This window comes from Gemmatimonadaceae bacterium (genome assembly GCA_035533755.1).
Lineage (GTDB): Bacteria > Gemmatimonadota > Gemmatimonadetes > Gemmatimonadales > Gemmatimonadaceae > JAGWRI01.
This window is the reverse complement of sequence record DATLTC010000099.1, coordinates 1-24191: the sequence shown is the minus strand read 5'-3', so window position 1 is coordinate 24191 and position 24191 is coordinate 1. Positions and strand designations below refer to the sequence as shown.

General features: G+C 67.4%; 14 protein-coding genes. 9 read left to right on the top strand and 5 right to left on the bottom strand.

Annotation, left to right across the window (positions count from 1 at the left end):
• Positions 1 to 63: 63 nt before the first annotated feature.
• Positions 64 to 6150, top strand: coding sequence for a cell surface protein SprA (sprA, locus tag VNE60_13510; GenBank protein HVB32538.1), 6087 nt, complete (start codon positions 64 to 66; stop codon positions 6148 to 6150).
• Positions 6151 to 6174: 24 nt separating this feature from the next.
• On the opposite strand, the gene VNE60_13505 is transcribed toward sprA, so the two are convergent.
• Positions 6175 to 8475 carry a TonB-dependent receptor gene (locus VNE60_13505; GenBank protein ID HVB32537.1) on the bottom strand — a complete coding sequence of 767 codons (2301 nt, stop codon included), beginning with the start codon at positions 8473 to 8475 and terminating at the stop codon, positions 6175 to 6177.
• A 178-nt stretch (positions 8476 to 8653) separates the two neighbouring features.
• Between VNE60_13505 and VNE60_13500 the strand changes: the two genes are divergently transcribed.
• Positions 8654 to 9595 carry a M28 family peptidase gene (locus VNE60_13500; protein HVB32536.1) on the top strand — a complete coding sequence of 314 codons (942 nt, stop codon included), beginning with the start codon at positions 8654 to 8656 and terminating at the stop codon, positions 9593 to 9595.
• Between the two features lie 5 nt (positions 9596 to 9600).
• Here VNE60_13500 and VNE60_13495 read toward each other — a convergent pair whose 3' ends face one another.
• Positions 9601 to 11670 carry a M13 family metallopeptidase gene (locus VNE60_13495; GenBank protein ID HVB32535.1) on the bottom strand — a complete coding sequence of 690 codons (2070 nt, stop codon included), beginning with the start codon at positions 11668 to 11670 and terminating at the stop codon, positions 9601 to 9603.
• A gap of 177 nt (positions 11671 to 11847) precedes the next feature.
• Between VNE60_13495 and VNE60_13490 the strand changes: the two genes are divergently transcribed.
• The 4 genes from VNE60_13490 to VNE60_13475 all read left to right on the top strand — a co-directional run bounded on the left by VNE60_13490 (position 11848) and on the right by VNE60_13475 (position 16815).
• Positions 11848 to 12390, top strand: a complete 543-nt coding sequence (locus VNE60_13490) for a ComEA family DNA-binding protein (protein HVB32534.1) — start codon at positions 11848 to 11850, stop codon at positions 12388 to 12390.
• 148 nt (positions 12391 to 12538) lie between these two features.
• Positions 12539 to 14368: an ATPase, T2SS/T4P/T4SS family gene (locus VNE60_13485; protein HVB32533.1), complete on the top strand. Its 1830-nt coding sequence runs from the start codon at positions 12539 to 12541 to the stop codon at positions 14366 to 14368.
• 80 nt (positions 14369 to 14448) lie between these two features.
• Positions 14449 to 15600 (top strand): type IV pilus twitching motility protein PilT, encoded by a 1152-nt coding sequence (locus tag VNE60_13480; GenBank protein ID HVB32532.1) that lies wholly within the window; start codon positions 14449 to 14451, stop codon positions 15598 to 15600.
• Positions 15601 to 15621: 21 nt separating this feature from the next.
• Complete coding sequence (locus VNE60_13475; GenBank protein ID HVB32531.1) at positions 15622 to 16815, top strand: type II secretion system F family protein; 1194 nt, start codon at positions 15622 to 15624, stop codon at positions 16813 to 16815.
• Between the two features lie 176 nt (positions 16816 to 16991).
• On the opposite strand, the gene VNE60_13470 is transcribed toward VNE60_13475, so the two are convergent.
• The 3 genes from VNE60_13470 to VNE60_13460 form a co-directional block, all read right to left on the bottom strand.
• Positions 16992 to 19457, bottom strand: coding sequence for an ADOP family duplicated permease (locus VNE60_13470; protein ID HVB32530.1), 2466 nt, complete (start codon positions 19455 to 19457; stop codon positions 16992 to 16994).
• A 530-nt stretch (positions 19458 to 19987) separates the two neighbouring features.
• The gene (locus tag VNE60_13465; GenBank protein ID HVB32529.1) at positions 19988 to 20758 is read right to left on the bottom strand and encodes an ATP-binding cassette domain-containing protein; all 771 of its coding nucleotides are present in this window, start codon (positions 20756 to 20758) and stop codon (positions 19988 to 19990) included.
• Positions 20755 to 21069, bottom strand: coding sequence for a hypothetical protein (locus VNE60_13460; protein ID HVB32528.1), 315 nt, complete (start codon positions 21067 to 21069; stop codon positions 20755 to 20757). Before VNE60_13460 ends, VNE60_13465 begins: the two co-directional genes overlap by 4 nt.
• Positions 21070 to 21755: 686 nt before the next feature.
• Between VNE60_13460 and VNE60_13455 the strand changes: the two genes are divergently transcribed.
• The 3 genes from VNE60_13455 to VNE60_13445 all read left to right on the top strand — a co-directional run bounded on the left by VNE60_13455 (position 21756) and on the right by VNE60_13445 (position 23683).
• Entirely contained in the window at positions 21756 to 22277 is a 522-nt protein-coding gene (locus VNE60_13455; protein ID HVB32527.1) for a sigma-70 family RNA polymerase sigma factor, read from the top strand.
• Between the two features lie 48 nt (positions 22278 to 22325).
• Positions 22326 to 22829 carry a hypothetical protein gene (locus VNE60_13450; protein HVB32526.1) on the top strand — a complete coding sequence of 168 codons (504 nt, stop codon included), beginning with the start codon at positions 22326 to 22328 and terminating at the stop codon, positions 22827 to 22829.
• 206 nt (positions 22830 to 23035) lie between these two features.
• A complete protein-coding gene (locus tag VNE60_13445) occupies positions 23036 to 23683 on the top strand; it encodes a PDZ domain-containing protein (protein HVB32525.1) in 648 nt (215 codons plus the stop codon).
• Positions 23684 to 24191: the final 508 nt, after the last annotated feature.

Genomic DNA, 24191 nt, shown 5'->3' with positions numbered 1-24191 from the left:
CCGGTGGCGTCATACCCCCTCGTCTCGGGTTTGGTGCGCGCCTCTCGCCTCCTCGCCGCTTCCTTGCTCCTGCTTCCCGCGCTGGCCCTCGCCCAGCGCCCGGAGCCGAGCGCCGTTCGGGCGTCCATCCCGCCGTTTCCCCGCGTGGTCATGCGCGGCGACTCGTTCCAACTGGTGCCCCGCACCGCCGCCGACACCGATTCCATCCCCCGCAACCTGTTCGGGCCGGGCAGCGACCTCAACCTCCAGTTCGGGGCCCGGATCGAGGCGAAGACGGAGCGCGACGTCAACGAGCGGTGCAACTTCAGTCAATACTACAACCCGGGCCTCGCCTGCAACGGCACGTTCGCGCCCAACTTCGACTTCCAGTTCTCGGTCAAGAGCACGGGCACGGTGGCCAACCGGGTCCACGTGAACGTGGACTACGACTCGCAGCGGGAATTCGACGCCTCCAACAACATATCGCTGGTTTATAGCGGCAAGCCGGGCCAGGCCCTGGAGCAGCTCCAGGTGGGCAACGTGTCGTTCGACGCGCCGCCGTCGCGATTCATCACCTCGGGCATCCCCAGCGGAAACTACGGCCTGCAGGCCATCGCCCACATCGGGCCGCTCGACATCCGCGCCATCGCCGCCCAGCAGAAAGGCAACGTGGTGCAGGACCGCGACTTCTTCATCGGCGACAGCACCTACTCCAAGGGGCGGCTCGACATCGCCGACTGGCAGGTGGAGGCGCGGCGGTTCTTCTTCACCGTCGATCCGCGCCTGTTCAAGGGCCAGTATCCCAACATCGACCTGCTCGACCGCGGGCAGTTGATGCGCGCCGCGGCGGCGCTGCCCGACACCCTGCGCCCGGTGCGCGTGTTCCTGTACCGACTGCAGTACGGTACCCAGCCGCAGAACCCCAACGGGCCGCGGTTCCGCCTGCTCGGCGACCCCTCGCCGTCGCGCCAGACGTACGACCTGCTGCGCGAAGGGGTGGACTACTACCTGGACCCGTCGCAGCTCTGGTTCGCGCTCGTGCGGCCGCTCAACCCCACCAACGAACGGCTGGTGGTGGCCTACGAGGTGCGCATCAACGGCCGCGACACGGTGTGGACCACCACCGGCGGCACGCCCGACCTGCAGGCCAGGGCGGCCGACCAGTACGCGAACCTGGTGTGGGACCCGAGCGTGGGGCCGGCCTCGCCCGCCTTCGACCGCGAGATCCGCTCGGTGTACCGCATCGGCGGCGAGGACCTGGTGCGCCAGTCGGTGCAGCTCCACGTGTTCGCCGGCACCGGCACCCAGGAGCGCCCCCTCGCCGGTCCCGCCCAGACGTATCTGCAGATGTTCGGGCTCGCCCAGGCCAACAACAGCGCGTCGTTCGACGTCGAGAACCGGCTCTGGCCGCGGCCCAGCGATCCCAACCTGAACCTCAACGCCGGCGCCGGCGATCCCCGGCTGGCCGGCAGCACCAAGATCATCCACGACTACTTCCTGTTCATGCCGTCGCTGCGCCCGTTCGCCCAACGCGACTCGGGGCTCGTGGCGGCCGGCAATCCCAGCAACGACGCCATCTATACCACGCCCGACGACTACCTCGTGTCGTCCAGCCAGCATCCGGCGTCGGTGTACCGCCTGCGCGTGCAGTACCAGACGCAGGACAACACCGACCGCGGCACGATCGTGCTCGGCTCGGTGCAGATCCGGCGCAATTCGGAGCGCATCCTGCTCGACGGCGTGCCGCTCACGCGCGACATCGACTACCGCGTGGACTACGACCTGGGCCGCGTCACCTTCTTCCGTCCCGACACGCTGTTCACGCGGCGGCGCACGGTGAGCGTGCGGTACGAGGAGAACCCGCTGTTCGCGCCCACGCCCACCAACATCTTCGGGCTCACCTCGGCGCTGCCGCTCAGCCACGGCGTGCTCAACTTCACGGCCATCTCGCAGTCGCAGCAGTCGGCGTTCACGCGGCCGCAACTGGGCTTCGAGCCGGCGGCGTCGCTCGTCGCCGGCGTGAACGGGCAGTTCGCCTGGAACCTGCCGGCGCTGTCGAGCGCGCTCCGGCGCCTGCCGTTCGCCGACCCCAAGCTGCCGGCCCGGCTCACCATCACCGGCGAACTCGCGGCCAGCCATCCGCAGGCCAGCGCCAACCAGCAGGCCTACGTGGAGACGTTCGAGGGGTCGGGCGGCATCAACGTGAACCTGTCCGACGGGCTCTGGTACTTCTCGAGCCTGCCGGCGCTGGGCAACCGGTTGCCCGCCCCCCTGGCGTCCACGCTCGATCCGTCGCGCATGGCCACCATGGCCTGGCAGAACAACGGCACCGGCGCCGACGGCAAGCCGGTGGTGTACAGCATCACCGACATCGATCCCCTCGTGGCGCTGGGCGGGAGCGGATTCGCCGCCCCCGAGACGATGCTCTGGATGACGCTCTACCCGCTGAACGTGGGCGGCGACTTCAGCCGCCTCACCGACACGTACCAGTGGCACGTGGCCAATACGCTGCCCGGCCGGCGCTTCCGGTCCATCCGCACCGTGCTCAGCCCCACCGGGCTCGACCTCACCAACACCGAGTACCTGGAGTTCTGGACCCTGGTCGACACCAGCGTCGTGGGGCGCAGCCACAACCCGTCGCTCATCTTCGACGTCGGCGACGTATCTGAGAATTCATATACATTCGCGCCCGAGACGCTGTACCTGCGCCCCCGCGCCGGCGGCGGCGTGGACAGCGTGTACGTGGGCAAGCGCGCCCAGGGCCTCGACCACCTGGACAGCGAACGCGATCCGTTCACCCGCGCCTTCAACGTCGACGTCAACGACACCGGGCTGCCGGGCGACGTCATCGACTCGCTGGTCGTGGTGGACGCGAACGGCGGCGTGAGCAAGGTGAAGAACTTCGCCACCTGCCAGGGCGTGTTCCGCGCCATCCTCCCGCTCGGCGACACCCACGTGAACTGCACCGTGCACAACAACCGGCTGGACGAGGAGGACATCGACCAGAACGGCGTGCTCAACTTCGACAGCGCCCACCGCGAGAGCGAGGGCATCCTGCGCTATGTGGTGGACCTGAGCGACCCCTCCACCTACGCGCGCGTGGGCAACGTGGCCCTCGTCCCCGACACCACCGGCGGCGTGGTCACCGACGTGCGCAAGGAATGGGTGTTCGTCCGCATCCCGTTCAACTCCCCCAGCGACTCGCTCAACGACGTGCAGCGCCGCCGCATGAAAGCCCTGCGCATCACGCTCGTGTCCGGCGCCGGCACCCCCGACGACCAGTTCGTGCAGCTCCCCATCGACGGGCTGCAACTGGTGGGCGCGCCGTGGATCACCCGCAACCAGCAGACCATCGCCGGCGTGGCCGGCAATCAGGGCGCCGGCGGGTTCGTCATCACGTCGCTCATCGGCACCGCCGACCGCGACTCCGTGAACGGCCTGTACTACCAGTCGCCGCCCGGCATCATCAATCAGGCCGATACGCGCGCCGCCGCCTACGCGCCCACCGCCGTCCAGATCAACGAGCAGTCGCTGCGCATCCTGGCCGGCGACCTGCCGCTCTACGGGCGCGCCGAGGCGTATTACCGGTTCCCCGCCGGCCAGCAGAACTTCATGGGTTATCAGCAACTCCGCCTGTGGGCCCGCGGCCGCAATCACGGCTGGGGCGCCAACGGCGAGCTGCAGATGTACGTGAAGATGGGCCGCGACGAGAACAACTTCTACATGTACCGCACCCCCGTGAACTCGGGGCAGGGGCAGAGCGCCTGGTTGCCCGAAGTGCAGGTGGACTTCCAACGCTTCTACGCCCTGCGGCGCCAGCTCCAGAACGCGTACCTGCACGGCGGCGCCGATTCACTGGCCTGCACCGGCGTCGATTCGGCGATGATCGCGGCCTCGGGCCTGCCGCTCAGCGGCGTGAACCATCGCTACGCCGCGTGCAGCGGCGGCTACATGGTGTACACCGTCGAGCCCGGCGTCACCCCGCCCAATCTCGCCGCCGTGCAGGAGATGGCCGTGGGCATGATGCGCGTGGCGCAGGGCGGCGGCCCCACCTCCATCGTGCCCGGCGACACGCTCGAGCTCTGGGTGGACGACATCCGCCTGGCCAACGCCGTGAACGCCACCGGCTACGCCGGCCAGATCGGCGCCGAGCTCACGGCCGGCGACGTGGGCGAGCTGCGCATGAACTACATGCGGCGCGACCCCAACTTCCGGCAGCTCGGCGAGCAGCCGTCGTTCCAGGACGAGCGCACGCTCGAGATCGCCGGCACGCTCCACATGGAGAAGCTCCTCCCGTCGCGCTGGAATCTGGCCGCGCCGCTCACCGTGAGCCGCGTGATCTCCAGCTCGGCGCCGCAGTTCCTGGCCGGCACCGATCTGCCCGGCGCCGGCATCGCCGGGCTGCGCACGCCGCACGACGCCGTGACCACGTACACGCTCGTCCTGCGGCGCCGCACGCCGATGGGCAACGCCGCCCTCGCGCCCCTGCTCGACCACCTCGCCGCCACCACCACGCTCACCACCGGCGACTCGCGCGACGAGTACGCCAGCGGCACGAGCAGCCACTTCGACTTCGGGCTCGACTACCTGATCGACGGCGGCGACCGCCGCGCGCCGCTTCCGGGATGGATGCGCGCCTCGCTCTCGGCGCTCCCGGGGTTCTTGCAGGGCGGACCGGTCACGGCGCTCGAGCAGGGCGCCTTCCGCTGGGAGCCCACGCAGTTCCGTCTCACCAGCGGCATCACCCACAACGACGACCGCCGGTTCTCGTTCCTCACGCCCTCGAGCTCCGCCGGCGATTCGGCCACGCTGTCGCTGGCCCTCGATCAGCTCTGGCGGAACGGCGGGTCCATCGAGTTCCACCCCACCGACGCGCTCACCGCCCGCTGGGACGTGCTCTCCCTCCGCGACCTGCGCCAGTACGGCGACACCAACGCCCCGGCCATTCTCGCCACCGCCGAGCGCCGGCGGCTGTTCGGCGTCGACGTGGGCATGGAACGCCAGCGCACCATGCAGAGCGCGATCACGTTCGCGCCCGAGCTGTCGCCCTGGCTGCGTCCGCGCCTCGATTTCGGCACCCAGTACACCATGCTGCGCGACCCCAACTCCACGTCGCTCCTGCTGCCCACCGACAGCAGCGGCGCGTACGTGTTGCCGGCCCGCATCAATGCCTCGCAGACGATGGGGCTGGGGCTCGGGGTGGACCTCGGCAAGGCCGCCGCCGCGTATTCCGGCGATACGACGCTCGTCAAGTGGGTCACGCGCTACTTCTCGCCGATCGACGTCTCCTATTCGCGAAGTCTCATTTCGGCGCTGGATGGCGCGCCGTTCGATCCGTCGCTCGGGTTCCAACTCGGCCTCGGCAACGTGGGCGGTTACCGCTACGTGAACGGCGCGCCGGCGTCCACCGCCGGATTCACCGGTACCTGGAGCGCCAACAACGCGTTCTACCTGCCGCTGGGCGTCACCGTGGTCAACCGGTACCGCCGCACGAGCAACAACAACTGGGTGCTCCGGCTGGACAACACGCAGTCCCAGGTGCAGGGCCTCACCACCACGTTCCCCGACTTCAACGTGCGGTGGAACTGGCGGCCCGGTCCGCTCACGGCGATGGTGACGGGGGTGGACGCCACGGCGGGCTACACGCGGTCGCTGGCCACGGCATCGCTGCTCTCGGCACTCGACACCTCGGCGCCCGACCTCCGCCGCGCCTGGGTGTACGCCTATCCCGTGAGCGGACGCGTCACCTGGGGGTTCGGCGGGTTGAGCACGGGCGCCGGCTACACGCTCACCCAGCGCATCGACTCGCTGCCGGGAAGCTTCGCCCGCGGCCACACCGAGGACGTGAACGTGGACGTGGGGCGGTCGTTCCGGATCCCGAAGTCGTGGGGGCTGGGGCTCAAGAACGACGTGCGGGCGCGGTTCGGCCTGCAGCAGAGCCGCACCCTGAGCTACGTGTTCGCCGACAGCGGCGGACAGTCCAGCCGGCTCATCGACAACGGGCGGTCGGCCATCAACCTCAACGCCGACACCGAACTGTCGGAGAACATGCAGTTCACCTTCCAGCTGTCGCGCGTCATCACGTACGACAACAACCTCAACCGGCGGCTGAACCAGTTCGTGCTGTCCACGATCCTGCAGATCCAGTTTGCCAGCGGGCCGCTGCGGTAGCGGCCCGCCGGCGACTACCGGGTTCTAGTACAACAGTTGGTAGTTGATCCGGAACCCGCGCCCGGGCTGCGGCACGAAGTCCTTGATCACCGACAGATTGTCGCGGTACACCGTGTTGAACGCGTTGTCGCAGTGCAGGCTGATCTCCGACACCAGCCCCTGGTGCACGATGCGCATGCCCACGCCGAGGTTCATGAGGGTGTAACCGGCCGTGGGCGTGTCGCCGTCGCCCAGGCGGGTCTGCGCGGCCGCGCCGCGCACCTCCACCATCCCCATGTATTTCTGATCCTGGTACGTGGCTCGCAGGAGTCCGCGCAGCGGCGGGATGAACGGCAGCGGCACGTCGAGCTTGGTATCCTGCGCGTTCACGTAGTCGGAACTCGCCCGCAGCGCCAGGTACGGCGCCGGCTGCACCACCATGCTCGCCTCGAACCCCGCCAGTCGCGCATTGGTGGCCGAGAACTGGCGCACCGGGAAGTCCTGGATCGTGTCGCCGCGCAAGAATCCGTAGATGTAGTGGTCGATGAAATTCACGTACGGCGTGAATTCGAACTTGGCGCCGCCGAAGTCGCCCTTGAGCGACGCGTCCACGCCGAGCCCGTTCTCCGGGCCCAGGCTCGCCGTGCCCACCGAGTACGTCCCGCTGGCCGCGTCGAGCCCGTTGGCGAACAGCTCCTGCACGGTGGGGGCGCGGAACGAACGCGCCACGCTGAACGAGCCCAGGATCTCCGGCGTGAACTGCTGGATCGCGCCCACCGAGGCCGTGACGGCATTCGAGAGCCGCGATTCGTTCAACGTCTGGAACACCGTATCGGTGGACTGCGCGTAGGGATTGGTCTGGATCTTGTTGTAGTCGAATCGCACCCCGGCCTGCAGGCGCGTGTTGGACGCCGCGCGATACTCCTCGTACGCGTAGCCGGCCAGGCCCGTGGTCACCGAGTTGGGCCCCAGCGGCTGGTCGCCCTCGATGGTCAGGTTCTGGATGTCCGACCAGAGGCCCAGCGTGCCGCTCAACTTGCCGTACTGCTTCTGCTGGAACTGCAGCACGGCGTTGAATTCCTGCTTGTGGAAGTGGTTGGCCTGCGGATCGGACACGCCGGTGGAATCCTGCGCCGTGGGGAACTCGGAGTGGTTGTAGTCGTTGTAGCTCGCGTCGAGCTTCACGCGCTGGAACCACGCACTCCCGATGTTGAACAGGCTGCGGAACTCCACCGTGTTGCGCTGCTGCGAGATGCGCGACGTGGTGGGCGGCACGTTGAGCCAGTCGGCGTTCGGCGGCACGCCGGGAATGCCGTAGTTCATCTCGTAATGGTTGGCGCCGATGCCCACCATGCCGAACTCGCCCTGGTACGAGTAGCCCAGCCCGCCCTCGCTGCTGCGATTGTCCGACTGCGGAATGCGGGTGAGCGCGAACTGGGCGCCGGTGCCGGGATCGGTGTACGTGCCCGCCGGGATGCCGATGTCGCCCGAGTGCAGCCCGCCGGCCGAGATCCGGAACGCCGAATTGCCGTTGGTGTAGATGTTGTTGACGTAACCGGAATACTCATTGCTCACGCTGTTCCCCTCGATGGCCACGGTGCCCGACATCGGATGATCCGAGGCCGTGGGCACGAGGTTGGTGATCACATTCACCAGCCCGCCGATCGTGTTGGGGCCGTAGAGGATGGTGGCCGGCCCGCGCACCACGTCCACCTGCGCGATGGCCATCGCGTCGATCGGCGTGGCGTGCGCCGGATCGTAGGTGGCGATGTCGCCCATGCGCAGCCCGTTCTCCAGAATCAGCACCTCGTTGTCGCCCAGACCGCGCAGAATCGGGCGCGACGGCGCCGAGCCGTTGCCGCGCACGGTCACGCCGGGCAGGTCGGACAGCTTCTCGGCGAAACTCATGCCGGCGCTGTTGTCGAAGTCCAGTCGCCCCTTGGATTCCGCGGACTGGTACTGCTCGTCGGCCGGCCGCGCCGTGGGGGACGCCGAGACGACGATCTCCTCCAGCGGGATGGCCGACGGCTTGAGATCGAACGACGCCGAGGCGGCGCGGCCGGCCACCCGCACCGTGTCGGTGGCCGACGCGTATCCGGTCACGCCCACGAAGATCCGGTAGGTGCCCGCGGGGACGTCGACGAACTGGAAGTTGCCGCGCGCCCCCGTGCGTTCGATGCGGTCGAGCTCCAGCAGCCGCACCATGGCGCCGACGATCGGATGCCCCGCGCTCTGGACGGTGCCGGAGATGGTCTGCGCCGCGGCGGGCGCGGCGGCAAGGGCCAGCGCCAGCGCGGCCAGGTACAGCGAGTCGGCGATCGTGCGGGGTCGATTCCGGGTCAGCAAGCGCGGGCTCCTGGTAGATTCGTTGTCGTCCGAGATTCCATCTTACCCGTACGATTCATGGCCGCAAACTGTTGGTCTTCCGGCGGCCGGCCGTGGCGCCGCACTCGCGAGCGCGCATATTACTATCGGACAGCCCGTCATGCGGTTTCACCCGTCTTCCGCTGATCACCCCGTGCGAATGCTCCTTCTCGCGTGTCTGGCCGCGTGCACGCTCACGTCGTGCGACCGCTTCCGCGGCCCCAAGACTTCGTTCGATGGCCAGGCGGCCTACGCGATGGTCAAGACGCAGGTCGCGTTCGGCCCGCGCGTGCCCGGCACCGCCGCCTGGAAGAAGACCGGCGACTGGATCGTGACCCAACTCAAGCAGCTCGGCGACTCCGTGGTCGAGCAGCGGTTCGAGCACGTGACGCCCGCCGGCGACACGATCCCGATGCGCAACATCATCGCCCGCATCCGGCCCGACCTGTCGCAGCGCGTGCTGTACGTCACCCACTGGGACACGCGCCCCACGGCCGACAACGATCCGGTCATCGGCAACCGCAAGCTGCCCATTCCTGGGGCCAACGACGGCGCCTCAGGCGTGGCGATGTTCATCCAGATCGCGGCCGCGCTCAAGAAGACGCCCCCCACCGTGGGCGTGGACCTGCTGTTCGTGGACGGCGAGGACTACGGCGACTTCAACACGTATTCCGACACGGCCAGCAATCCCGACGTGCTCATCGGGTCCACCTATTACGCGCGCCATATGGACATGACCCACCCGCCGCTGTACGGCGTGCTCTGGGACATGATCGGCGACAAGGACCTCGACATCGATCAGGAAGGCAATTCGCTCGCCCAGGCGCCCGAGGTCGTGTCGCTGGTCTGGAACACCGCCAAGCAGCTGGGCTATTCCAGGTACTTCATCGCCCAACAGGGCGAGACGTTCTGGGACGATCACGTGCCGTTCCTCAAGCAGGGCGTGCACGTGATCGACGTGATCGACGCCAACTATGGGCCCAAGACGGCGATGTATCCGGACGGCTGGCACCACACCATGCAGGACACGCCCGACAAGGTGTCGGCGCACAGCCTGCAGGTGGTCGGTGACGTGGCCGTGTGGCTCGTCACCCACCAGTAGCGCGCCTACCAGATCACGGCGCGTAGACTGTCCGGACGCACCATCGCATCGCCGTCCGTGCAGCCCCAGGCCTTCCGGAACTCCGGCATGTTGCTCAGCGGCCCATCCACGCGCCACTTGCCCGGCGAGTGCGGATTGGTCTTGATCTGCTGCAACTCGGCTTCGGGACGCTGCAGTCCGCGCCAGATCCGGGCCCAGGCCAGGAAGAATCGCTGCTCCGGCGTGAAGCCGTCGATCTTCTTCCGCGGGCCGTTCCCCAGCGCCTTCTCCATCGCCGCGTACGCCACGGTGAGTCCGCCCAGATCGGCGATGTTCTCGCCCAACGTCAGCCGTCCGTTCACGTGCGCCGTGCCGTCCAGCACGGCGTAGCTGTCGAACTGATCCACCACGCGCTGCGCCGCCACCTTGTACTTGGCCGCGTCCTCCGGCGTCCACCAGTCGCGCAGATTGCCGTGGGCGTCGAACTGCCGGCCCTGATCGTCGAACCCGTGCGTCATCTCGTGGCCGATCACGGCGCCGATCGCTCCGTAGTTCACGGCGTCGTCGGCGGCGGGATCGAAGAACGGCGGCTGCAGGATGCCGGCCGGGAACTGGATCTGGTTGAGCGACGGGCTGTACGACGCGTTCACCGTGGGCGGCATCATCGACCACTCGCTCCGGTCCAGCGGCTTGCCCACCTTCTCCCAGTTGCGCGCCGTGTTCCACGCCGACACGGCCCGCAGGTTGGCGTAGTACGCGTCCGTCTTCACGCTCAGCGTGGCGTAGCTGCGCCATTTGTCCGGATACGCCACCTTGCGCAGATACGCCTCGAGCTTGATCACCGCCTGCTGCTTGGTGGCCTCGCTCATCCACGGGAGACCGTCGATGCGGTCGTGCAGCGCCGACACGAGGTTGTCCACCATCTTCGCGGCGCGCGCCTTGGCGGCCGGCGAGAAGTTGCGCTTGACGTACGCCTGGCCCACGGCCTCGCCCAGCGCGCCGTTCGTCGTCGCCGTGCAGTCGCGCCACCGCGGCGGCGGCTCCTTGATGCCGGTCAGCGTCTGCTCCCACCGGAACGCCTCCGCGCGGAACGGCGCGCTCAGCGATCCCATGGCGCCGCTCGTGGCGTGCCACCGGAGATAGGCCTTCCACGTGTCCACCGGCGTGGCCGGGATCAGCGAATCGAGCGCCGTGAAGAACGCCGGCGTGCGCACGTTCACCGTGGTCACGTGCTTGGCGCCCTGCTGCTCCAGATAGCGCGTCCAGTCCAGGTGCGGCGTCATCTGCTGGAACTCGGCCAGCGACATCTTGTGGTACGTCGCGTTGGGGTCGCGCATCGCCACCCGCGAGAGCTGCACCCTGGCCAGTTCGGTCTCGAGGCCGACGATCGCTTCGGCGTCGGCCCTGGCCTGGGCGTCGGTCTCTCCCGTGAGCACCAGCGAGCGCGCCACGTGGTCCAGGTATTCCTCGCGCAGCTTCACCGAGCGCGCGTCGTCGTTGAGATAGTCCTCGCGCGACGACATCCCGAGCCCGCCCTGGTTGGCCGAGACGATGATGTCGTTGGCGTTCTTGGGGTCGGATCCCGGAAAGAGCGAGAACGGCGCCAACCCGCTGCCGCCGCGTCCACCGCCTCCGGCGCCGCGCTCGCCGAAGGCCCGCACCACGTCCTCGGTGGTGTGCACCGCCGCGACCGCGCGCAGCTCGGGAGCCAGCGGCTTCATGCCCAACCGGTCGATCGCCGCCGTGTCCATGCACGCCATGTAGAAGGTGCCGATCTTCCAGTCGTTGGTGCCGGCCTTGGTCTCACGGCTGCGCACCAGGCTGGCGTCGTCCTCCACGATCTGGTGCACCACGTCCTGGTTCTTGTCGCTCAGGATGCCGAAGCTGGCCAGGCTCGTCTTGTCGGGCGGGATGGTGTGGTCCTTGAGCCACCCGCCGTTCGCGTATTCGTAGAAGTCCGTGCACGGCGCGCAGGTGGTGTCGAAATTCGCCTTGGGAAACGCGCTGTCGGCCGGGCGCTGCGCCCACGCCGAGGACCGTGCGGCCGCGCTCAGCACCAACGCGGCGGTCATGCGGAAGATCCATTTCGCGTGCATCGTCGTACTCCCGATGAAGCGGAGGGGTGAGAACCGAATGCGGGCGAGGGGGGACGATCGCCCGGACCGCGCAATATTGCGCCGGTACCTGGCCGGCGCACCCCTTGCGCGGTGGTCCGCACCACCGGGCAACGTTCCGATGACGGCGCCGCGCGGTGCAGGGGATACACTGGCTCCATGCCTACGCCCGCCGAACGCCAAGCGCTGCTCTTTCTCGGGGCCGTCGTCTGCCTGGGCGCCGGCGTGCGCGTGATGCGCGCGCACGAAGTGCCGCCGCCGCAGGCGTCGCGCCGCGCGCTCGACGCCCAGATCTCGGCGGTGGATTCCACGCGGCGCCTGAGGGCAGCGGCCGGCCGGGCGCGCGAGGCCAAGCCCGAGAGCGCGGCCAAACGACGGCCCCAGGGGCGCGCGCCGGGGGTGGGGGTGGTGCCGCGCATCACGGTCGTCCAGCGGGGGCCGGCCGGCCCTCGCCAGCGCGTGGACGTGGATCGGGCCACCCAAACGGACCTGCAGCGGCTTCCGGGCATCGGGCCGGCCCTGGCAGCGCGGATCGTGGCCGATCGGGACAGCAACGGGCCGTTCGGGTCGGTGGCCGGCCTGCAGCGGGTTAAGGGAATTGGCAAAGCCACGGCGGCGCGGCTCGATTCGCTGGTCAGCTTTTCCGGCACGCCGCGGCCCGTAAGTCCCCGGCCCGTCAAGCCTTCGGGGCGTGTGCGGTAGCTCACCAATCCGATCCCGGTTCTGGGTCGTAAGCCGTTCTTGACAGGGAGGTTACGCATCGGCACCTTCCCGATTGAGGCATTCTGTAGATTACGGATGCCCGTGATCGGCCGGATGGACCACCGATACAACCCTCCTGACCACCGCCATGGCAGCACCCGCCGCTTCAAGCGAACGCATTGGCGACCTCCTCGTTCGCGAGGGGCTGATCTCCAAGGAACAGCTCGAGAAGGCGCTTCAGGAGCAGAAGCAGAGCGGCACCCGGGTGGGCTACAACCTGGTGAAGCTCGGCTTCATCCATGAGACCGAGCTGACCAAGATGCTGGCCCGGCAGTACAAGATGCCGGCCGTGGACCTGTCCAAGTTCGAGGTCGATCCGCGCATCGCCAAGCTCATTCCCGGCGACCTGGCGCTCAAGCATCTGGTGTTGCCGCTCAAGCGGGAGGGGCGCACGCTCACCGTGGCGATGGCCGACCCCACCAACCTGGGCGTGCTCGAGGATCTCAAGTTCATCACCCGGTACGACATCTTCCCGGTGATCGCGGGCGAGTTCACGATCAAGAACGCGCTCGAGAAGGTATTCGAGACCACGGATACGCAGATGACCACGCTCCTCGAGGACATCGAGGGGATGGGCCTGGACGGCGACGTGGAGCTGCTGGAGGACACCGAGGAAGACGTGTCCGCGGCGGCGTTGCAGGCGCAGATGGAAGATGCGCCCGTGGTCAAGCTGATCAACGCCATCCTCACCGACGCCGTGAAGAAGGGCGCGTCGGACATCCACTTCGAGTGCTTCGAGCACGAGCTGCGCGTGCGGTATCGCGTGGACGGCGCGTTGAGCGAGGTGATGAAGCCACCCAAGAAGATGCAGGCGGCGCTGGTGTCGCGGTTCAAGATCATGGCCTCGCTCAACATCGCCGAGCGCCGCGTGCCGCAGGACGGCCGCATCAAGCTCAAGATGGGCAACAAGGTGATCGACTATCGCGTGTCCACGCTGCCCACGCTGTTCGGCGAGAAGATCGTGCTCCGGATTCTCGACAAGGGCAACCTGACGCTGGACCTCGAGAAGTTCGGCATCGAGCCCAAGGCCGAGCAGGATCTGATGGAGGCGGTCACCAACCCCTACGGCATGGTGCTGGTCACGGGCCCCACGGGTTCTGGCAAGACGACCACGCTCTACTCGGCGCTGTCCAAGGTGAACACGATCGACGTGAACATCATGACCGCCGAGGACCCCGTGGAGTACAACATGTTCGGGGTCAATCAGGTGCTGGTGCGCAACGAAGTGGGCATGACGTTCGCGGCGGCGCTGAAGGCGTTCCTGCGGCAGGATCCGAACATCATCATGGTGGGCGAGATCCGCGATCTGGAAACCGGCGGCATCGCGATCAAGGCGGCGCTCACGGGACACCTGGTGCTCAGCACGCTGCACACCAACTCGGCGCCGGAGACGGTGACGCGGTTGATGGACATGGGGCTCGAGCCGTTCAACGTGGCGTCGGCGCTCAATCTGGTGCTGGCGCAGCGGCTGTTGCGGCGCATCTGCCCGCGGTGCAAGGAGAAGTACACGCCCACCGACGAGGAGCTGGCGATCGCCAAGGTCACGCGCACGACGACCCTGCGCGAGCTGCGGTTCACGGACTATTCCATCGATGCGGCGCGGTTGCGGGCCACCAAGGAGGCGGCGCCGTACCTGGCCAACGTGACGCTCGACACGACGTTCGGCGAGCTGGCGTACTTCCGCGGCAAGGGGTGCGACGCCTGCGCCGGCACCGGGCTCAAGGGCCGCCAGGGCGTGTACGAGGTGATGCCGATGACGCCGGCGATGCGCAAGCTGGTGATGATGAACGTTGGCGCGGCGGAGATCCGGGACGGCGCGGTGGCCGAGGGGATGCTCACGCTGCGCATGGATGCCTGGATGAAGGTGATGAAGGGCATCACGACGATGGAACAGATGTGCCGGGAGACCTCGGCGTGACAGCCGGTAGGACGGTAGGACGACGGTATTCGTAGGCGCAGTGGTTCCGCGCGCCCCCACGTGGATCAACCCCAGGATCGATGACCAGCCCCGCCACCCCCAGTTCGCTGAATCTTCGCGTGCTGCTCGAGGAAGTGATCGAGCGCAACGCGTCGGACCTCCACATCACGGCCGGCGAGCGGCCCAAGATGCGCATCGACGGCGACATCACCGACTCGCGGGTCGACACGGTGATGCAGCCCAAGGACACGATGCAGCTGGCCTATTCGGTGCTCACGGAGAATCAGAAGAAGCGGTTCGAGATGGACGACGAGCTCGACTTCTCGTTCGGCATCCAGAACCTGGCGCGATTCCGCGGCAACTGCTTCAAGCAGCGGGGCTGCGTGTCGATGGTGATCCGGCAGATCCCCTTCAACATCAAGACGTTCCAGGACCTGGGGCTGCCCAAGGTGATCAGCGACCTGTCGGACAAGCCGCGGGGGCTGATCCTGGTGACCGGGCCCACGGGGTCGGGCAAGTCGACCACGCTGGCGGCGATGATCGACAAGATCAACAAGGAAGTGAAGGGGCACATCATCACGATCGAGGACCCCATCGAGTTCATCCACAAGCACCAGGCGTGCATCGTGAACCAGCGCGAGGTGGGGTCGGACACCAAGAGTTTCGGGGCGGCGCTGAAGTACGCGTTGCGCCAGGACCCCGACGTCGTCCTCATTGGAGAAATGCGCGACCTGGAGACCATCCAGGCCGGGCTGACGATCGCGGAGACCGGCCACCTGGCGTTCGCCACGCTGCACACGAACAGCGCGGCCGAGGCCATCAACCGGATCATCGACGTCTTCCCCTCGCACCAGCAGTCGCAGGTGCGGGCGCAGTTGGCGTTCTCGCTCGAGGGCATCATCACGCAGACGCTGCTGCCCAAGGCGACCGGCAAGGGGCGGGCGATGGCGGCGGAGATCCTCGTCGTCACGCCGGCCATCCGGGCGTTGATTCGCGACGACAAGATCCACCAGATCTATTCCACCATGCAGTCGGGCAAGAAGTACGGCATGCAGACGATGAACGACGCGTTGTACAATCTGTACGTCACCCGGGCGGTCACGTTCGAAGAATGCGTCCGGGCCTCGCACGATCCGACGGAGCTGTCGCGCATGTGCGGCGTGCCGCTGGACGGAGCGGACGAGAAGCGGCCCGGGTCCCCCACGCCGAGCATCACCGGAACCAAGCGGTAATCACCGGAGGCAACTGGCGGCATGCCCACTTTCACGTACACCGCTCGCACCGCGAACGGACAGTTGAAGAGCGATACCATCGATGCGGCCAACCGTGACGAGGTGATCGCGCAGCTGCGCAAGCAGCGGCTGACCGTCGTCAAGGTCGATGAGGGGTCGGGCAAGAAGAAGCGGTTGGGGAAGGTCGGGATGCGCGACATCGTGATCTTCACCCGGCAGTTCTCGACGATGATCAATGCCGGCCTGCCGCTGGTGCAGGCGCTGGACATCCTGGCGCAGCAGAGCGAGAACCCGGCGCTGTGCGAGACCACTCGGCAGATCGTGTTCGACGTGGAATCGGGCCATACCGTGGCCGACGCGTTGCGCAAGCATCCCAAGGCGTTCACGGAGCTGTACGTGAACATGGTGGCGGCCGGCGAGGCGGGCGGCATCCTGGACACCATCCTGCTGCGTCTGGCCGTGTTCATGGAAAAGAACGACGCCCTGGTGCGCAAGGTGAAGGGCGCGATGATCTATCCGGCGGTGATCATGACCGTGGCCGGCGCGGCCATCGCCGTGCTGCTGATCTTCGTGATCCCCGTCTTCCAGAACATGTTCTCGAGCGTGAACGTGGCGCTGCCGTTGCCCACGCGCATCGTGATCGGGCTGTCGCACTTTCTGAAGACGTACTGGTGGGCCGTGTTCGGCGGCGCCGGACTGGCCGGGTACTTGGGCAAGAAGTACTACGCCACGCCCGACGGAAAACTCGTCATCGACCGGTTGGCGCTGCAGGCGCCCGTGCTGGGCGACGTGCTGCGCAAGTCGGCCGTGTCGCGGTTCACGCGCACGCTGGGCACCCTGATCGGGTCGGGCGTGAGCATTCTCGACGGCCTCGAGATCACGGCCAAGACCGCGGGCAATCGCGTGATCCAGGATGCGATCATGGAGAGCCGGGCGAGCATCGCCGGCGGTGAGACGATCAGCGCGCCGCTCAAGAAGAGCCAGGTCTTCCCGCCGATGGTGATCAGCATGATCAACGTGGGCGAGCAGACGGGCGGCCTGGACGAGATGCTGTCCAAGATCGCCGACTTCTATGACGAAGAAGTGGACGCCGCGGTGAGCAACCTGCTGGCGCTGATGGAGCCGGTGATGATCGTGTTCCTGGGCGTCGTCGTGGGCGGCATGGTGGTGGCCATGTACCTGCCGATCTTCGACATGGTGAACGCGGTGCAGTAGGCGCGGCAGTAACGCGCGCTCGTGGAGTTGTGGATCACGAGAAAGGCCCCGGCCAACGCCGGGGCCTTTCTTCGCATCGGGTGTGGATTTGCACTTTCTATCGTAATTCAGTTGCGCGCTCTATCGTAATTGTTTGCGGATTCTATCATAATTGTTTGTGAGCGTCAGAACACCCCTCAGTCCGCATTCAGCGTTCGCACCGGATCGATGTGTGCCGCGCGCCACGCCGGAATCGACGCCGCGACGAGTCCGGCCCCAAGCAGTGTGAGCACGACGGACGCGATGACGGCAGGGTTCCATGGGGCCGTGCCGTAGAGACGCGACGCGACGAACCGCCCACCGGCGAGCGACAGCACGGCACCGACTACCGCGCCGCTCATCACGGGCCGGAGCCCCCGCCCAATCACGTCCCGCATCAGATCGGCAGCATCCGCGCCCAGGGCCATGCGAACTCCAAGTTCGTGCACGCGTTGGGTGACCGAGTACGACACGGTGCTGTAGATGCCCAATCCTGCGATTACCATGGCGAGCCCACCGAACACGCTGAACAAGCTGGCCCCGAGTTCCCACGGGTGATATTGCGGCGCGAGCCGATCCGCCATGCGCACCACGCCGGGCTCGCCGCCGGGGAACGCTTGGCGAAGGGTACTCCGGGTCTGTGCCATCACTGCGGCCAGGCGCTTGGGATCGGCACGAATCACCATGACCTGGGGCGGTCGTGCGCCCCGCATGGACTGAAAGATCGGCAAGTACAGCTGCGGCGCGCGCTGTTCTGTGAGCCGCTCGCGAATGGCGTCACCGACCACTCCGACGATGGTCGCGCACGGACTTTGCCGCGTTTGCAGGTAGATACACTGACCGATCGGGTCCTGCCCGGGCCAGAAGGTACGTGCCAGGGTCTGGTTCACGACGACCGCGGCTGCCGAGTTGCCCTGCGCCTGGTCCCCAAAGCTGCGGCCTCGCAACACGGGCACCCCGATGGCCTTGAAGTAGTCCGCCGAGACGTAGCTGCCGGTCGGCACCGGCTCGGTTCCGGAGTCGGACGAGTCCGTGGCCGTATAGAACTTGACGGTGCCAAACCGCCGCATGGGCTCGTCCCACGCGAAGGCCACCGCCTCGACCCCCGGCGCCCCGCGCAGCCGTTCCCCCGCGGCGCGCATGCCGCTCGTGAAGGCGACGGTGTCCGGGCGCGCACCCGCAGGGAACTGCACGGACGCGTACGCCAGGCGCGGAACATCAAACCCGATGTGCAACTGCTCGATATTGGTGAGGCTGAGCACACACAACGCGGCGCCGACCAGGAGCAGAACGGAGAGTGCCGCCTGCGCACCAACGAGTGCTTTGGGCAGCAGCGCGCGTCCCTGGACTCCTTCGCGCAGAGTCACCCTGAGCGACCGGGCCAGGTCCGGTTCGGTCGCCTGAAGCGCGGGCACCAGGCCGGCCACTATTCCCGCAATGAGCGACAGCCCAACGGTGAACGCGATCACGTGCCAACTGAGCGAGCCGTCGGCGAACTCCGTGCCCGGTAGCAGCAGTCCCCGAACCAAGGCGGCCGTAGTCTGTGCCGACAGCACGGCGGCGGCTCCGGCTGCGAGCGATAGGAGCACGCCTTCCACAACGAACAAGCGCGCGAGACGCGCGCGGCTGATGCCGAGTGCCAGTCTGACGGCCACTTCGCGACGTCGGGCCATGGCGCGGGCCAGCAGGAGGTTGATGGCGTTGGCGCCCGCGATGAATAGAATGATGATCGCGACGACCGCCAGGCGAACGGCGAGCGTCACCTCCTGCGGCCGGCTGCCCGGCCCCCGCGCCTCGATGATCGATCTGAAGGACAGCTGCGCCGTGGGGCTCGTCGAAAAGTCAGTCCGTGGCGTGTGGCGAAATGCATCGGTCGCGCGGGCCTCAAGGACCTGGCGGTCGGCGTGAGGCGCCCAGCGCCCGAACGCCGAGAAGGCAATCGTCGCGTTCGATTCCCAGAAGGGCGCTCGGCCCACGTTGTGAGTCGGGAAGGTGCCCAGAGGCAGCCAGAGGTCCACGTGCTGCAAGTCGATGCCGCTGAAGTGTGCGGGCGCGATACCGACAACGGCATACTGGTGACCGTCGATGGTCAGCATCGTGCCGACGGCGCCCGAGGCCGCGCCAAGCTCCCGGTGCCAGAACGCGTCGCTGATGACGACCACCCGGCTCGGCGCGTGCACGTCGGCTTCGGCATCGGCAAATGCACGTCCGATCATCGGCTGAACGCCGAGCACGGTGAAATAGTTCGCGGTCGTGTACGCGACCGTCGCGGTCGCCGACGCATCGCCTCGCCCGAGCGGGACCGCCGTCCGCAACGCGTACAGGGCGAGCTGCGCCTGATCGGCGAGCGCCGCATCGAGCACGCGGTACTCGTGGTAGCTCAACGCCTGCGAGATGGATGGCACGCGACTGTTTCCCCTGGGCTGCTCGATCCAGAGGCGATGCACACGCCCCGGGGAAGCAACCCCGGCAGGCGCCTGGAGGAACACCTGGTCGAGAAACGAAAAGATCGCTGCGTTGGTCCCCAACCCGAGCGCGAGAGTTATCACGATTGCGGCGGTGAGCCCGGGCGAGCGAGCGAGTGAGCGCGCCACATAGACGACATCCTGGCGCAACCCATCCATCCATCCAGATCGTACCACGCGAAGACCGCTTCGATGTTCAGACTGTCGCGGAGTCATCATCCGTCGACCTCCGGAAAATGCGCCTGTGTGGTCGTCCCGGGCGAATGGTAGGGCACCCTTACTCTCGCGCCGTGAAGCACGCCCGCGGTGCAGGACGATGCCACACTGTACATCCACGACACGCCAATATGCAAAGACTAAATCGTGCAGAGGCAGGGGACGCATGCCTTGGCGTCAGCCGGGCCACTCCTCTGCCCGTTGGGAGATCCTACGAGGAGCGACGGGAGGCGCCGAGCACGACCGGGTATCACGGCGGTCGTTAGGGCCCTGAAATGTGGAAGAGGGCGGCTGGCGGAGGGGGCCTCCGCGTTGGGGCGCCCCCCGTATGATCACGTGGGTGGCTGCCACGCCGGCACCTATGCCGAATTACGATAGAGCAACGCCTCTTGTCGGGTACAATTCCGATAGACCGCCGCGGGACTTACGATAGAGCGCGCAAAGTGACACGCTGATACGTCTTGGCGCGGTGATCAGAAATCCTCAAGGGGCCGATCCGCTGGCGGTTCGGGCCGCCCGGGGGGCAGCGGCGGGCCACGCATCCCCAGATAATCAGCCACAAAGCGAGGATCGCGGCGCGCGTGCTCGGCGTCACCGAGTTCATAGGTCGTCCCCGCGGTGCACCACACCACGCGATCAGCGATGCCTAGCAGCGTCTCGCTGTCGTGTCCACTGAGCACTACGGCGCATCCAGCATCCGCCATTTCGCGGAAGACCCGTGACAGCGTATCACCGACGATCGGCGCGACATCCCGGTATGGCTCGTCGGCGAGCAGGCAAGTCGGCCCGCGCAGCCACGCGAGGGCGACTTCGGCAAGACGTCGTTCTCCACCTGAGCACGCATCGGCGCGCTGGTCCAGCCGCTCTGTGAGGCCCACCAAGGCCGCGGCCTGCTCGATTAGCGGACGATCGAAACGTGCCGCGAAGAGGCTCATGTGCCGACGAAGCGTCAGGTTGCCCGATAGAAGATCCCGGTCGGGAAGGAGAAACATCCCGTGGCGTGCGAGATGTGCGAGCGACGGACGGAGGTAGACTTCCCCCTGGAAATGCACGGCCCCACTGGTGGCAGGTCGGAGTCCGGCGGCGACGTGGAGCAGCGTGGACTTGCCGGCCCCGTTGCGCCCGAACAGGACCACCACTTCCCCGGCTTCGGCGCGCAGCGTAGCCGCGGTGAGGACCCTGCGATCGCCGAATGTGACGACGATGCTGTCGGCCCGGAGGACTTCTCGCGGCGCGAAGGTCATCTCACGAACGCATGCGAGAATGCTGCGAAGGCTATGCCCAGCATCCCCTCGGCGAGGAGCCCGACGCAGAAGGCCCCGGTGACCGTGGATGTGGTGCCGACGGTGAGATCGGCGAGCAGAATCCGCTCGCCCCGCCGCCGGATGTCGATATAGGCGACCAGCGCGAGCAGTAATGCGATTCGAAAGCTCACGCTTGCCGAGGGTGCCAGGGAAACGCCGACCATGAGACTGGCGAGCGCGGCCAGGCCCCGGAGCCCGAGCCAGAGAGCGGTGAACCGAAAGAGTAGGATCCGAGTGAGATCCCATGTCATGCAACGACTCCCATGGCGTTTCGAGGGGCGCGAAAGGGCGTGCCCCGACCTGACGGCCAGGACGGTTGTGATTTCCGGCGAACGGCTCTGCACCGACATGCCCGGACTGATACAGTGTACCGACCCACTCTGGCGGGTGCGCCACGTCCCGGCGGCCAGCCGCTTAGTGCATCATCGCCGGCCGTCCCGGCGACGCAGCATTCTGTACCTATGAGTGGACACTAGAGTTCCGGAATGTGGTCGGTGGGGGCCTCAGATCCGAGTCACCAATGGTCAGGAAACGCCTACCATCGCCCCATCTACGGCGAGAAAGGGTTGAATCGTGCCGGACGCGGACCGGGGCTTCCCGGTGGCCAGAAGCGCGCGATACGATAGACGGGACTGTGTAATCTGGGGTATGATGGGACATGGGACTTGGCTCGTGCAGTGCCACAGTGCGTCTCGTGCGCGAGGACACCGTACCCTCTATGTCCAACGCGACTGCCTGACGATAGAGAGTGCAAGAAATGACGATAGTGCGCGCAACTGAATTACGCCAAGTTCTGCAATTTCACATAATTCGCGGAAGCCATTGTGAAGCCGCTCACGACATTTCGTGAACGGCATCGGAGAGGCGTCGGCACCCCTCCGCTTGCGCGCTCCGCGGATGGCTGCAACCTTCGAGGCGTCTGCTGCCCCTCATTGTCATGAAGGCACTTCCCGATGCCTCTGATCGGGCGCTCGCCCGGCAGTACCTCGACGGATCCGAGGCCGCGTTCCGGCAACTCTATCGCCGGCACACGCCGCGGATGCGGGGCGTGGTACTGCGATTGCTCGGCCACACCGCCCATGAGGTGGACGACGTGGTGCAGGAGAGTTGGCTGCGCGCGTGCGCAGCGCTCGACCGCTTCCGTTGGGAATCGACCCTCTCCACCTGGCTTTGTGGCATCGGCGCGCACGCCGCGCTCGAGGTGCTGCGCCGCAACGAGCGGTGGGCCGGTGACGCGGCGCTGGAGTTCGTCGCCGACGGTGCCCCGCCGCCGGGCGACGGCCTCGACGTGACGAGGGCCCTGGACGCGCTGCCACCACGGCAGCGCGCCGTCATGGTCCTGCACGATCTTGAGGGATACACCCACGACGAAATCGCCGCGCTCATGGGAATTGTTCCCGGCACGTCGAAGAGTCAACTCACTCACGCGCGCAACGCGATGCGGAGCGCGCTCCGCTGAAGAGGATGAACCGCAATGGATCACGATGATCGACTCCCCCCGGAACTCATGACGGCCCTGGCGTCGCTCCCGTGGGAGAGCGCGCCGCCGCCTGGGGAGGAGGACCGCGCAGTGCGGGCGCTGCGTCGGCGCGGGATGCTGCCGGTTCCGCGCTGGCAACGATATGCCGCATACGCCGCCGGCGTGGCCGCTGCCCTCGCGCTGTTCGTCGCCGGGAGTATCACCGGAGCGTCCCGCGCACGCGCTAGCCTGGAGCGAGTCGACGCGGTCCGGGCGTGGCCGGCCCCGGTGTCCAACCTGCGCAGCGCCGAGCTGCGCGTGCAGCGCGCCGGCTCAGAGTATGTCGGCGCGCTGGTCCAATTCGCGGCGCTCGCACGCGCCCATCCGGCCGCCCCCGGGCTGGCCGACGGGCGCGAATCCGCAGCGACCACGCTGTGCGCCGCGGCGGTGCAGCTCCCGCGCCTCTCATCCGGGGTGGGGGCGGAGCGGATCCCATGCGACGATGAGGTGTCGGCGCCGACGCGAGCCGATGCAACGATCCACTGGTTCTGAGGCACCAAGAAGAGCAAACCGATCGACACCGGTGCGCATGGGGCGAACTCAGAAGCGGAGGTGATATGCGGTGGAATCGACGCAAGACGGTCCTGATCCCGGCGGTAATCGTCCTGGCAGCCTTGGCGCTCTCAACCGGACGGGCGTGGGGGCAGGCGGTGTTCAGCGGCTCCGGCGGCAGCGGTCCGGATCTCGGGATCGGGCGCATGATCGCGCCGTACGCGATCGTGCATGCGGCCGACGACTGGATCCAGCTCGGGGGAGAGCTCGAACTCCGAGACATCCGGCCGAACGGGCCGGCGGCGGCACAGGTGCGCGATGGCGACATGCTGGTCGCCGTGGACGGTGCGCTCATCACCACACGCGAGGGAAGTGAGCATCTCTTCGACGCGCGGCCGGGCCTCCCGCTCCGCTTGACGATTCGCCGTAGCGGGCGCGACCGGGAGGTCGTCATCGTGCCGACGGGCGGGGAGTTGGCGAAGGCGAAGTCACTCGCTTCGGAGCCCGCGGTGGCGGGGTCGCCGGTGCAAACCGGCGGCGCGCCCCGCGCCCACGCGCCGGGGTGGCTCGGCATCGGTCTGTCGTGCCAGTGCACGGTGCAATCGAGCCAGCACGGGGCGGAAATCTGGTCGTTCGGGAAGGCGCCCGTCGTGTTCGCGGTCCGCGCCGATGGGCCCGCGGCGCGGGCAGGGGTTCGCGCCGGGGATATCGTGGAGAGTATCGGCGGCATTTTGCTCACCACGCCCGAAGGCGGACGGCGGTGGAGCGCGATCGCGCCCGGTCAGTCGGTGCGACTTGGCATTCGCCGCGGTCAGACGAAGATCACCCTCGTCGTGGTCGCTGCCGAGCGCTGAGGCTCGTCATCCCCGCCGCGCCGCGGCGGAGGGCGTGCCAGCACGCACGTGCCTCACTCGGGTGGGTCGCGACCGGAACGCACTCGGATGCCCAGCCGCTTCATGGTGCTCTGAAGGGTCGAATACGGCAGGCCCAGCAGGCGGGCGGCCCGACTTGGACGCTGGCCAGCGATCAGTCGCAAGCACGAACTCGATGTATCTGCGGATCGCCGTTTTGAGGCTCAGGTCGACTTCGCCGTCTGCGGACTGTCCCTTCCGGTCCTGCCCCCAGGAAGTTACAAAACAACTCACTCGGGCTAGGGAGTGGGGTTACGAGACAGCGCCCAGACAATTACGAGAGAACTCGCAGAGCCACACCCCGGCCAACGCCGGGGCCTTTCTTCGCATCGGGGGAGACACTTGATGGTGGACGGAATGACCCTGCAGGTCGGGGCGGTGCTCCTCGTGGCGACGCTCATTCGCTCGGCGCTCGGGTTCGGCGAAGCCCTGGTGGCCGTGCCACTCCTCG

What these genes read in the sequence shown, in the direction of transcription:
- VNE60_13480 (HVB32532.1), top strand. Translation starts at nt 14,449, where the DNA reads ATGACCAGCCCCGCCACCCCCAGTTCGCTGAATCTTCGCGTGCTGCTC.
- VNE60_13475 (HVB32531.1), top strand. Translation starts at nt 15,622, where the DNA reads ATGCCCACTTTCACGTACACCGCTCGCACCGCGAACGGACAGTTGAAG.
- VNE60_13485 (HVB32533.1), top strand. Translation starts at nt 12,539, where the DNA reads ATGGCAGCACCCGCCGCTTCAAGCGAACGCATTGGCGACCTCCTCGTT.
- VNE60_13455 (HVB32527.1), top strand. Translation starts at nt 21,756, where the DNA reads ATGAAGGCACTTCCCGATGCCTCTGATCGGGCGCTCGCCCGGCAGTAC.
- VNE60_13500 (HVB32536.1), top strand. Translation starts at nt 8,654, where the DNA reads ATGCTCCTTCTCGCGTGTCTGGCCGCGTGCACGCTCACGTCGTGCGAC.
- VNE60_13470 (HVB32530.1), bottom strand. Translation starts at nt 19,457, where the DNA reads ATGGATGGGTTGCGCCAGGATGTCGTCTATGTGGCGCGCTCACTCGCT.
- VNE60_13490 (HVB32534.1), top strand. Translation starts at nt 11,848, where the DNA reads ATGCCTACGCCCGCCGAACGCCAAGCGCTGCTCTTTCTCGGGGCCGTC.
- VNE60_13465 (HVB32529.1), bottom strand. Translation starts at nt 20,758, where the DNA reads ATGACCTTCGCGCCGCGAGAAGTCCTCCGGGCCGACAGCATCGTCGTC.
- VNE60_13450 (HVB32526.1), top strand. Translation starts at nt 22,326, where the DNA reads ATGACGGCCCTGGCGTCGCTCCCGTGGGAGAGCGCGCCGCCGCCTGGG.
- VNE60_13445 (HVB32525.1), top strand. Translation starts at nt 23,036, where the DNA reads ATGATCGCGCCGTACGCGATCGTGCATGCGGCCGACGACTGGATCCAG.
- VNE60_13460 (HVB32528.1), bottom strand. Translation starts at nt 21,069, where the DNA reads ATGACATGGGATCTCACTCGGATCCTACTCTTTCGGTTCACCGCTCTC.
- VNE60_13495 (HVB32535.1), bottom strand. Translation starts at nt 11,670, where the DNA reads ATGCACGCGAAATGGATCTTCCGCATGACCGCCGCGTTGGTGCTGAGC.